The organism is Candidatus Avelusimicrobium luingense, from assembly GCF_902757105.1.
In the GTDB taxonomy this organism is placed as follows: Bacteria; Elusimicrobiota; Elusimicrobia; order Elusimicrobiales; family Elusimicrobiaceae; genus Avelusimicrobium; species Avelusimicrobium luingense.
Genome location: NZ_CACVTK010000005.1, coordinates 104,792 through 114,274, shown reverse-complemented (window position 1 = coordinate 114,274; position 9,483 = coordinate 104,792). Strand labels below are relative to the sequence as shown.

At 44.7% G+C, this 9,483-nt stretch carries 10 protein-coding genes; 1 reads left to right on the top strand and 9 read right to left on the bottom strand.

All coding sequences use genetic code 11. The features are described 5' to 3' along the window. Nucleotides 1-236: 236 nt before the first annotated feature. A complete protein-coding gene (locus ACQY3H_RS05640; RefSeq protein ID WP_428075601.1) occupies nucleotides 237-1,148 on the bottom strand; it encodes a hypothetical protein in 912 nt (303 codons plus the stop codon). 208 nt (nucleotides 1,149-1,356) lie between these two features. Here ACQY3H_RS05640 and asnS point away from each other — a divergent pair, with 208 nt between their 5' ends. After that, nucleotides 1,357-2,655, top strand: a complete 1,299-nt coding sequence (gene asnS / locus ACQY3H_RS05635) for an asparagine--tRNA ligase (RefSeq protein WP_428075600.1) — start codon at nucleotides 1,357-1,359, stop codon at nucleotides 2,653-2,655. 76 nt (nucleotides 2,656-2,731) lie between these two features. Here the strand turns inward: asnS and ACQY3H_RS05630 are convergent, their stop codons facing one another. From ACQY3H_RS05630 to ACQY3H_RS05595, 8 genes are all read right to left on the bottom strand, one after another. Beyond that, nucleotides 2,732-4,117 carry a hypothetical protein gene (locus ACQY3H_RS05630; RefSeq protein ID WP_428075599.1) on the bottom strand — a complete coding sequence of 462 codons (1,386 nt, stop codon included), beginning with the start codon at nucleotides 4,115-4,117 and terminating at the stop codon, nucleotides 2,732-2,734. A 111-nt stretch (nucleotides 4,118-4,228) separates the two neighbouring features. Beyond that, nucleotides 4,229-5,959 carry an ankyrin repeat domain-containing protein gene (locus tag ACQY3H_RS05625; protein ID WP_428075598.1) on the bottom strand — a complete coding sequence of 577 codons (1,731 nt, stop codon included), beginning with the start codon at nucleotides 5,957-5,959 and terminating at the stop codon, nucleotides 4,229-4,231. Between the two features lies 1 nt (nucleotide 5,960). Beyond that, on the bottom strand, nucleotides 5,961-6,626 hold the full coding sequence (gene rnc, locus ACQY3H_RS05620; RefSeq protein ID WP_428075597.1) for a ribonuclease III: 666 nt from the start codon (nucleotides 6,624-6,626) through the stop codon (nucleotides 5,961-5,963). A gap of 2 nt (nucleotides 6,627-6,628) precedes the next feature. After that, the gene (acpP, locus tag ACQY3H_RS05615) at nucleotides 6,629-6,874 is read right to left on the bottom strand and encodes an acyl carrier protein (protein ID WP_428075596.1); all 246 of its coding nucleotides are present in this window, start codon (nucleotides 6,872-6,874) and stop codon (nucleotides 6,629-6,631) included. A gap of 43 nt (nucleotides 6,875-6,917) precedes the next feature. Further along, a complete protein-coding gene (gene fabG, locus ACQY3H_RS05610; RefSeq protein WP_428075595.1) occupies nucleotides 6,918-7,661 on the bottom strand; it encodes a 3-oxoacyl-[acyl-carrier-protein] reductase in 744 nt (247 codons plus the stop codon). 2 nt (nucleotides 7,662-7,663) lie between these two features. Continuing rightward, nucleotides 7,664-8,707 carry a phosphate acyltransferase PlsX gene (plsX, locus tag ACQY3H_RS05605; RefSeq protein ID WP_428075594.1) on the bottom strand — a complete coding sequence of 348 codons (1,044 nt, stop codon included), beginning with the start codon at nucleotides 8,705-8,707 and terminating at the stop codon, nucleotides 7,664-7,666. An 8-nt stretch (nucleotides 8,708-8,715) separates the two neighbouring features. Next, complete coding sequence (rpmF, locus tag ACQY3H_RS05600; protein WP_428075593.1) at nucleotides 8,716-8,925, bottom strand: 50S ribosomal protein L32; 210 nt, start codon at nucleotides 8,923-8,925, stop codon at nucleotides 8,716-8,718. Between the two features lie 42 nt (nucleotides 8,926-8,967). Further along, nucleotides 8,968-9,462 (bottom strand): YceD family protein, encoded by a 495-nt coding sequence (locus ACQY3H_RS05595; RefSeq protein WP_428075592.1) that lies wholly within the window; start codon nucleotides 9,460-9,462, stop codon nucleotides 8,968-8,970. Nucleotides 9,463-9,483 lie beyond the last annotated feature (21 nt).

Here is a 9,483-nt window from a genome sequence, read left to right as displayed (position 1 = left end):
AAGTAGGGTTTTTTAATTTTATATGTGTACGAATCGAACAGACCGACGAAGTTGCGAACCCGGGGCGCGTTTCGCCCCGAAGTGAGCCGAGGAGGTCGTTTTCGCCGTCCGCAGGACTCCCGATCACGTCCAAAATTTAAGAACCCTACGCAAGTAGGGTTTTTGAATTTTATATGTGTACGAATCGAACAGACCGCCGAAGTGGCGAACTCGTGGCGCGTTTCGCCCCGAAGTATTTATTGATATGGAATGAAACGGAAAGATTCGCCGTCGGTAGCCAAAGAAACTTTACACCAAACCGGATCCCCGAAGGGCCCACGTATCAGCACCGCAATGGCCACAAAATCCTCTGCGGGGATATCTTGTGCAATAACATGGTCTCCCTCGTGGGTTTTCCAACGGGAATTTACCACCACAACCACCGGTATTTTTCCTTCCTTAAATGCATTTATATAAGCAAAATTCAAACCGCGCTCCGTATCGGTTGCCAAATAAATACAATGGTTGGAACAATTCTGTAATAATTCGCTGGTAAAAGGCATGGTACCGGCCGACGTGACACGTGCGTTAAAATCGGTTGAATAATCGTGCTTTACATCACTCACGCGTAATCCTTCGCGCAAGACATTACGTAATTCCTCTTGTGTTAATCCCATTCCCCGAACGAGATAAATCGTACGGTTAGGAAACGGAAATTGCGGTAAAACACCGTGATAGCCATCCAATGTTAACCCGTCCAAGGTAGGAACGACCAATTCTCCTTCTTGTGTTTTCGGCCAAGGGTTTGGAGGCTGCGTGCCAAGTTTTTCTACTGCCCGGCGTAACGCTGAATAATGGGATACTTTTGTCCATTTTTCTATATACCATGCTTGGCGGCCCACTTTGGCGCGGGAAGGCGCCGCAGGTAATGCGTCCGGAACTGATATTGAAGAAGAAATAATCTTGTCTATCTCTCCGGAAAAAGATTGCCAAGCCGCCACAGACGGCACTTTAGGTTGGACAGCACGAGTGATGCACGAAGATACTTCAGCCACTTTACACGCTCCTTTAACAACAGGGCCTTGTGCAAACGACGGCATCGGCACACCCACGTACAGGGCTCCTATAACTAAAACCGCCAACCAAAAATGATACCCAAAATTTTTCATACATTCCCTACTATATATTTTATCGTATCAAGAAAAAACGCAAAAAGACAATAGGCCAAATGTCCCATACAAATTTGGGCCCTGTCTGCTTACGCGTTTATCTTTACGAAAAGTTTATTTTAGATAAGCGGCAAACGGAGTTTATTTTTCCTTCGTAAAAAGATAAAATAGAAATATATACTATTTACTTTAATTAAGAGGTCTTATTATGTTACACAAAATTCGCGTCAGCGAAGTCGGAAAGTACGTCGGACAAGAAATTACATTGCACGGTTGGTTATATAATAAACGCTCCAGCGGCAAACTCCATTTTTTACAATTGCGCGACGGTAGCGGTATTATCCAATGCGTCATGTTTAAGGGCGAAGTTTCCCCCGAACAATTTGATTTAGGCGACAAAGTAACGCAAGAATCTTCTATCATTGTTACCGGAACGGTACGTGAAGATAAACGTTCGCCGTTAGGGTTTGAACTCGGTGTTAAGAATTTGGAAGTCGTACAAATGGCAAAAGATTATCCGATTTCCCCCAAAGAACACGGCCCGGACTTCTTAATGCAAAACCGCCACTTATGGCTACGTTCTGCGCGCCAAACGGCTATTTTGCGCGTGCGTGATGAAATCATTTTTGCCATTCGCGAATACCTGCACAACAATGGATTTATCTTATCAGATTCCCCCATTTTAACCCCCGCCGCGTGCGAAGGCACCAGCACGTTATTTGAAACCGACTACTTCGGTGAAAAAGCGTTTTTATCCCAAAGCGGGCAACTTTACGGCGAGGCTTCTGCTATGGCACTTGGCAAAACCTATTGCTTTGGGCCGACGTTCCGCGCGGAAAAATCCAAAACGCGTCGCCACCTTACCGAATTTTGGATGGTAGAGCCGGAAGTGGCCTACAACGATTTGGATGACAACATGGATTTGGCCGAAGATTTTATTAAATACATTGTCGCACAAGTATTAAAAAACCGTGCGGCTGATTTGAAACTGTTGGAACGTGATACATCCAAATTACAAGCCACCGTGGAAAAGAAATTTCCGCGCATTGATTACACAGACGCCATTGAAATTTTACATAAAAAAGGCAATGATACGCCGTGGGGCGGAGATATCGGTGGCGACGAAGAAACATTACTGGGCGAAGATTACGACACCCCCATTATGATTCACCGCTATCCTACCGCTATTAAAGCGTTTTACATGAAACGCGACCCCAAAAATCCAAAAGTCGTTTTGGCCGTGGACGTGATCGGACCGGAGGGTGCGGGCGAAATTATCGGCGGCAGTGAAAGAGAGGCCGATTACGATGCTTTACTCGCGCGCATTAAAGAACAAGGGTTAGACCCCGAGGGATATTCGTGGTATTTGGATTTACGCAAATACGGAAGTGTCCCGCACGCCGGTTTTGGTATGGGCATTGAACGTATGGTTCGTTGGGTATGCGGATTGCAACACGTGCGCGAAACAATCCCGTTTGCCCGTATGATGGACAAAATCCATCCGTAAAATCGCAAGAGAATTATAAAATAATGCCCTGTGCTTTTTCACACAGGGCATTTTTATTCTATTTAGAATGATTTACTTATCTGTCGGGATAGGCTTTGCCGGTGGCTACAATGTTACTGGCATAATTAAGCACTTGGTGGGCTTCTTCTGTCGTGGTGGCTACGGAAATGCGCCCCGTAACATAGAAGTTGAACAATACTTCCGGGGTAGATCCGGCCGACGAATAAAATATAACCGGAACGGACACTTTGTTATTGCGATGTATCCAAGTAGATAAGTCAGAGGCCTGCCCTTGCAAACCGTGATAATCTAATAACACGATATCATACGCGCGTCCATCCGCAACGGCATGTTCCAACGCGCCTTTCGCACTATCAATGGTCGGCATTACATCTACCGTTACGGAAAGTCCGTTGTGAGAAATTTCACGGGCCGCGTCTTTAAGCGGATCAATTTCTTTCGTAATATCGTTAACTGCTAAAATACGCATAGACGTTACTTGTGGGTGAAAAGGTCCGTCAAAACTATCTTTCAAATAGTTATCTTTAATGGCTTTGAAATCTTCCTGCTCACGAATCCAGGCGATTTGGTCCCCCTCTACATTGGTAGCCGACAATTTCCCTTCCCGAACGACATCTTCGTAGCGAGACGGCCCTGTCCATCCTTTTTTCATCGAGTAATATGTAGAAAGCCACTCTTCCAACCGGGCTAATCTTTCCGTGGGAGGAATGATATCAATTTGTTCTTGCGGCATACCGTTTGCGCGGCACTCGGCTTCTACCGATTGCAACGAACGGCCCGACGAAGATGCTCTGGTCGCCGCGTTTATTTGCCATCTTTCCGGCTCTTCGGTACGCGAATAAGAAGTATAATCGGGTTCTCTAAAAGCAGCAAACGGACTGATATAACGCTCTTCTCTGGCGGGAGCGGGTTCCGGTTCACGGGCAGGAGCCGGAGTAGGCGTCGGTTCAGCCGCCACTACGTCAGGTTCCGCGGAAACCGGTGTATCTAAACCGGCTAAATAGGCTTCTAATTCCGCGTCTGTCATTGAGCCGATTTTTAGGGGCGGTAGACCCGCTTTCAAACAACGTTTACGCAACTCCCAAGAAGCGGCTTGGCTTTGTAAAGCAGCCTGCCGAGCCTGATTGCTTTTCTCTAAAGCATCCAATTGACTAGTAATTCGTTCACTTTGACTAATGGTTTGCGAAACAATTGTCTGTGAGGTTGAAATATCCACTTGCGAATTTTGTATTCCCCGTTCCAAGGATTCGGCTTGGCGCATTCCTTCATTAACACTCTGCATCAATCCCGTTTCTATGGCTTTGGCAACACGTGACCCCTCTTCTACCGCCCGAGTTTCCGCAGCCATGATTTCAGCCCCTGTACGTACCACCGGTACTATTTGAGCCGAACTTAATGAAGCACCTAAAAACATTCCGAGTAAAATAAAATATTTTTTCATACTAGTATTATGATATTCTTATGGTATTTTATCAAGGGTCAAAAGACCTAGTTTTTATATAGGACTTTTCAATGTCAAAAAATAACCCCGTGTTTTGGCACGGGGTAAAAATTATTTTTTCTTATTGTTTTTGGTAGGGGTTAATTGCTTGGCTTGTGTTGGCTTTGTTTTGCATTTAGCCATCATATCCGCCGGAGATAACACCCCGGTTTTGGCTCCGGTCAGTATACCCGGTTTGGCCCCTTGCGAAACTAAATAATCATAACTTTCTTTATTACATAAATCAGCCGCTAAGCCAAGCGGAGTAAGCGGGCCATGGCCGTTCGTGTTCGCTTTATATTCCAACATAAGGGCCAACCGCCCTTCTTGCCGGGCCAGTTGCACTAAATGTTTAAGCATATCTATATTTTGTGCTTGCGTAGCAATATGGAAAACATTTCCCTTGGAAGATGCTTCAAACAAACGGGCGGAATTCATCAAAAGAAAATCTACCATTTCTTCGTGTCCGTTTTGTACGGCTACCAGTAACGGAGAATCTCCCGCCGCGTTTTTATCAATTACCACAGCCTTATTATGAGCAAGCACCCGGCGGGCTAAATCTACATCGCCCGTTTCTGCGGCTTTGAAAATATCGGCATCGGTTACCGCGGCGGCTTCTTTTTGCGCACTGGGCAACTCTCTTCCTTCCGCTTTGGCCTGTGCAATCAGTTCGGCATTATCGGCCTCAATTACATTGTTTTTTACTTCGGTAATATTTTTCTCAAACCAAGGCAAAACTTCGGTACGTTTTTTCTGCTTGGCAATAGCATACGGTACCAGTCCGTCGTTGGCGGCAATAGTAGCATCGGCATCGGCCGCTAGCAGCCGTTTTACGATATCCGTATATCCTTTAGCAGCCGCCCAGTACAAGGCGGTTTGCCCTAAATTATTTTGTGCATTCACATTGATCGGGGCTTGCATGGTTTGCGGTTTTAATAATTCGCGTACTACTTCAGGATGATTATAACGGGCGGCATAAATAAGCGCGGTATTTCCGTCATTATTAACCGCATTCACATCAGCGCGGTAAGCGAGCAAATTGCGTACACTGGGCAAGTCCCCTAACGAAGAAGAAATAATAAGAGGCGTATTCCCCTTTTCATTGCTGACATTAGGATCAATTCCCCCCTTAAGCATGGCAAGTACACCTATAAAATTTTGTTTTGCACTTGCCCGGAACAGATAATTGGAATTTAACCCTTCCGAAACCCCATTGGCTAAAAATAAATCAATGAGTTCCCCCCGTTGTTTTTCAAGGGCTAAAAATAAGGGAGAATGGCCGTAGTTATTGACGGCATTGATATCAGCCCCGAAATTAACAAGCAACCGGGCAATTTCCGGATTTTCGGTATAATATAAGGCACGTAATAAGGCGGTATCTTTGGTAAATGTATTACGTTTATTAACATCAGCCCCGGCCAATAAAATTTGACGTACGGCCTCGGCATTTCCTAACGTAGCGGCCACTAACAACAACGGATCCCCTTTACTGTTAACGATATTAACTTTAGAGCCGAGTTGTTGCTCTAACATATCTAAAAATCCGGACGTATCACGTTTTTGCAAAAGTTCGGTGGCTTGATCGGCTAATTCGGTAGAGGTTTGACGTACCACTAATTTTTGATTGGCTTTTCCCGCACTTAAACCACTCTTAAAGGTAAAAGCAATTAACAACAATAAAGGGATAGCCGCTATAATCAGTACTGACACAAGCGGTTTTTTGGTGGCCATTGCCACGACTTTAGGTTGTTTTTTATCCCCTTGTAATGTAATACGGGAAGAATTTTTTTTCAAAAAAGACATATTACTTTTTTAATTGGTTTAATGCTTGTTGGGCGGCGGCTTGTTCGGCAGACTTTTTATTATGCCCCTTACCGATTCCCAACGTTCGACCGGACAAACTTACACGCACGGTAAAAACCTTATCGTGTTCCGGCCCAACGGTTTGAATAACTTCATATTCCGGGGTTTGCGGCCCTTGTTTTTGTAAATGTTCTTGTAAAATACTTTTGAAATCCCGCACGTCTTGCGTCAGGGCTTGCGTTTTCACCCAAGGCAAAATAACCTGTTCGGCAGCGGGAAATCCGCCATCTAAATAGACGGCGCCCAAAACGGCTTCCACCGCGTTGGAAATAATACTGTCGCGTTCACGTCCGCCGGTAGCAAGTTCACCACGGCTTAAGCGCATAAAATGCCCCAAGTCCATTTGCTTGCCCCAAACATACAGGTTACGTCGGGAAACTAAGTTAGACTTAATTTTAGAAAGCACTCCCTCTTCGTCATGAGGGCATTGGTTGTAAATATAATTTGCAACAATGGCACCTAATATACTATCCCCCAAGAACTCTAACCGTTCGTTATGTTTAACGCCCCGATGTTCGCCCGCGAAGGATTTATGAGTGAGTGCTTCCTGTAAAAAGTCCTTATTTTTAAACTTGTACCCGATGATATTTTCAATATCTGTGTACACGTTTATTTTTTAGCGGCTTGTTCAATATATTCAATAGCTTCGCCGACCGTTTTGATTTTTTCGGCTTTTTCATCCGGAATTTCAATATCAAATTCTTCTTCCAAAGCCATGATAAGTTCAACGGTATCTAAGGAATCAGCCCCTAAATCGTTGACGAATTGGGCTTCCGGTTTAACTTGATCGGCCTCAACGCCTAATTGTTCCACGATGATATTTTTTACTCTTTCTTGTACGTTTTCTACAGACATATTGTCCTCCGTATTTTTTATCAAAAGGTTTTCCCTTTACTGCTTACATATATAGCCCGCCGTTAACGGCAAGCACATGCCCCGTAATGTACGAGGCGTCATCTGAAGCCAAGAATAAAACCGCCTTGGCGATATCTTGCGCGGTAGCAAATCGTTTTAAGGCAATTGCCCCTAGCGCTTTGGCTTTTACTTCTTCGGGCAACGCGTCCGTCATGGACGTTTGCACAAATCCAGGAGCAACCGCATTCACACGCACATTGCGCCCGCCAAATTCTTTGGCTAACGTTTTCGTTAGTCCGATAATCCCTGCTTTGCTGGCTACATAATTAACTTGCCCGGGATTTCCCATTTCTCCAACGACAGAAGAAATGTTTACAATATTGCCGCTGCGTTTTTTAAACATCACTTTCAGGGCGGCTTTAGACATCAAAAAAGTTCCTTTAAGATTAACGGAAATAACATCGTCCCATTCTTGTTCATTCATACGGACAGTTAAATTATCTTTAGTAATACCCGCATTGTTCACCAGAACGTCTAACGAACCTAATTCCTTAATGGTATTTTGTACAAATTCTTCACAACTGTCCGCACAGGTAATATTCAAGGCCTTGGTATAAATTTTTACACCATATCCGGCTAATTTACCGGCGGCTTCTTTTAAGGCTTCTTCGCGTGTGGCACACAAGGCTAAATTCGCACCGGCTTTTGCAAACGCTTCGGCTAGGGCAAACCCGATACCGCGCGAGGCACCGGTGATCATGACATTTTTACCTGTAAAATCTGCCATAGTTAATTTTCCCCGTGCATTTCCTGTTCAATGCTGTCAAACGTCGGTTTAAGTGCCGCCATTTTAGACGCTACATCACCGACAAAGTCTTTTTCCACCAAACGGGCGGCTGTTTTTATCGCATTAAAAATAGCCGTTTGGTTAGATTTCCCGTGGGCAATAATGGCCACCCCATTAACCCCCACCAATGGCGCTCCGCCGTAACAATCGGGGTTCGTATGATTTCTAACGGCCTTAAAAGCTCCCATTGATAAAATCGCACCGATTAAGGCAAGCGGACGTTTTTTAACTTCGCGTTTAATCATTTGAATCATTGTTTTGGCTAACCCTTCGGCCAATTTCAAAACAATGTTTCCTACAAATCCGTCGCAAACGATTACATCGGTATCCCCGGTGTTTACGTCGCGTCCTTCTACCGTCCCGCGGAAATTCACGCCGATTTCACGCATATGCGGCACGGTATGTTTAACAAGCATATTGCCTTTTGTTTCTTCTTCGCCGATAGACAATACCCCTACAGACGGGGCCGGAATATCAAACACCTTTTGCATATAGGTAGAACCCATTACCGCAAATTGCAAGAGGTGAATGGGCTTACAATCGGCATTTGCTCCGCCGTCTAATAATAAACTGACACCTTTATAAGTAGGCATCGGCGTAGCAATAGCCGGACGCTGGACTCCTTTAATACGTCCCATACCAAAAAGTGCCGCTACCATGGCCGCACCGGAATGTCCGGCCGACACAAACGCATCAGCGGTATGTTTATGCACTAAATCAGCGCATACGACAATGCTGGCATCTTTTTTATTACGGCATTCTTTGGCAGGTTCAGCCCCCATATCAATGGTATTGGGAGCATGGACAATAGACAAGCGCGCCGGCAATTTATCATACCCAAGCGCGTGCAATTCTTGACGCAAAACAGTTTCGTTGCCCACTAAAATAACTTCCAATTTGGAATCTTTTTTAATGGCTTTCAACGCACCTAATATATTAGGCTTTGCACCAAAATCGCCGCCCAAAGCGTCCAAGGCTATTTTCATACAAAAGTTTATTTGGTTTCAGCAGGTTCTTCTTTTTTTGCTTTCGGCGCGGCTACCACGCGGTCTTTATAAAACCCGCAAGACGGGCAGACATTGTGCGGCAAGCGCATAGATTTGCAGTTCGGGCATTCCACGAGTTGCGGAAGTTCCACTCCCGAGTTGTGCGATCTTCTCATATCCCGGCGGGAACGAGTGTGTTTTTTCTTTGGATTCGGCATTTCATTTACTCCTATTTCCGTAGAACGATTCTACGAATTGAATTATTTAAATTTTCCTTTCAACGCAGCAAACGGCGACATAATTTCCGGCTTGCAAGAACAAGGGCCTTCGTTTAAGTCGTGCCCACACTGGGGACACAAGCCCTTGCAATCCGGCTTGCAAAGAAAACGTATTTCTTCGCTTAACGCCAAGGTTTGCCGCACCAAATACATTATATCAATTATTTCGGCTTTCGTGCTATAAGTTTCAAAAAATTCTTCATTAAAGGTTTGTTTGGTTAATTTCAAACAACGCGCGCACTCAATTTCGCGCTCGCCTTGTAATTTACCTTGCACCAAAATATCTTTGTTGGCTACCGAGAATGACAATTCTACTTTGGCTTTCGTCAAGCGGTTAGGTTTTTCAAACAATCCTTCTAACGCTTTTTCACCTAATACACAAGCACATTGCAATCCTCCGCCGCGTAAAATATCGGCGGTTTTGAATTGCAAATCTTGCGGAACATCATACTCTTGATAAAACGATTTTTCGTCCATATAGATATTTTAGCAAATTAC

What these genes read in the sequence shown, in the direction of transcription:
- ACQY3H_RS05640 (WP_428075601.1), bottom strand. Translation starts at nt 1,148, where the DNA reads ATGAAAAATTTTGGGTATCATTTTTGGTTGGCGGTTTTAGTTATAGGA.
- asnS (WP_428075600.1), top strand. Translation starts at nt 1,357, where the DNA reads ATGTTACACAAAATTCGCGTCAGCGAAGTCGGAAAGTACGTCGGACAA.
- ACQY3H_RS05630 (WP_428075599.1), bottom strand. Translation starts at nt 4,117, where the DNA reads ATGAAAAAATATTTTATTTTACTCGGAATGTTTTTAGGTGCTTCATTA.
- ACQY3H_RS05625 (WP_428075598.1), bottom strand. Translation starts at nt 5,959, where the DNA reads ATGTCTTTTTTGAAAAAAAATTCTTCCCGTATTACATTACAAGGGGAT.
- acpP (WP_428075596.1), bottom strand. Translation starts at nt 6,874, where the DNA reads ATGTCTGTAGAAAACGTACAAGAAAGAGTAAAAAATATCATCGTGGAA.
- fabG (WP_428075595.1), bottom strand. Translation starts at nt 7,661, where the DNA reads ATGGCAGATTTTACAGGTAAAAATGTCATGATCACCGGTGCCTCGCGC.
- plsX (WP_428075594.1), bottom strand. Translation starts at nt 8,707, where the DNA reads ATGAAAATAGCCTTGGACGCTTTGGGCGGCGATTTTGGTGCAAAGCCT.
- rpmF (WP_428075593.1), bottom strand. Translation starts at nt 8,925, where the DNA reads ATGCCGAATCCAAAGAAAAAACACACTCGTTCCCGCCGGGATATGAGA.
- ACQY3H_RS05595 (WP_428075592.1), bottom strand. Translation starts at nt 9,462, where the DNA reads ATGGACGAAAAATCGTTTTATCAAGAGTATGATGTTCCGCAAGATTTG.